Origin of the sequence: Pseudomonas sp. TNT2022 ID642, from assembly GCF_028656995.1 — a bacterium.
Classification (GTDB): domain Bacteria; phylum Pseudomonadota; class Gammaproteobacteria; order Pseudomonadales; family Pseudomonadaceae; genus Aquipseudomonas.
Window position 1 is genome coordinate 1 of sequence record NZ_JAMDGW010000051.1, and the last position, 1,031, is coordinate 1,031.

At 47.8% G+C, this 1,031-nt stretch carries 1 pseudogene; it reads left to right on the plus strand.

From position 1 onward, the window contains the following. Positions 1-29: 29 nt before the first annotated feature. Positions 30-1,031 (plus strand): annotated as a pseudogene (locus M5G26_RS29400) (hypothetical protein); the annotation flags it as partial.

Sequence of the window (1,031 nt, forward strand, 5' to 3'; positions counted from 1 at the left end):
CGCGGGCGCAAATAGAGCAGCTTTAACCAATGAACGATTACGGAAAACTCAGAGTGCGACCTATTAAGCCAATCTACATTTTACTCAGCTGCTATTTTCTTTTAACCCAAACTGCGCAAGCAGAAAACGCTAATACCACAACAATCACCAACACTGAATGCCTAGGGCGCTCGCTATTTGATATCAATCAAGATACATCATGGCACTTACTGAACGACCAGTGGGACTATACCGATCGCCTCGATTTTGCCACCTACACTCCGGACATAAGACTGGAGGACAAAGAACTTAATTACGGCAGCGATCCAACAAATGATGCTTACAGCCTCGTCACTATAGATGTCAGTCCAAAGACTACTTTCAAAACATTTAAAAAATTGGTCGACAGACATAGCCCCAGCGTGGTTGAGGCGAAAGAACGAGTTATAAAAAATAAAATAGAAGAAATTTCAGTAGCCATGACCGGTGACTTGTCGCGCTCGGATCCTGATCAATACAAATCCTTAGAGGATGAAAGAGACGAGCTTAGGGAGAAATTTGACAAGTTGGGTAGAGCAACCATAGAGCGAGTTTTGTTACCGGGCCTAATCGCTGAATTCAAAGAACAAAAAAAACCTACTGAAAAACTCGAACTTGAACTTGAAACCTACCAGAAAGAGTTCGACAGCTATCCAACAGACGAACTCTATGCCGAACAGTCCTCTTTCGAATTCGGCATGCCAAACGCCTACGGCGCTCGTCACCCCCACAAGCTCATCGTCCTGCTATGGCGCGACGAGCGCGTCTATCGTTTTGCCTTCGGCCAGCAGAGCGCCTATTCCAGAAACAGAAGCTCGTTCGAAAAACTACTCCCCGCCGCCCGTGACCTGCTCGCGCGCTTCCGCACGCGCGCAGAATTTGAGATACCCAAAGAGACTGGCTTTTGCCTGCCCTTCGGCTTCATCGCCGATGATGGCAAAGCCCACTACTCGATCACCATGGCCTGGCATCCCACTGACAATCCGAACCTGCTCTACAGCCTGAGTTTGAGT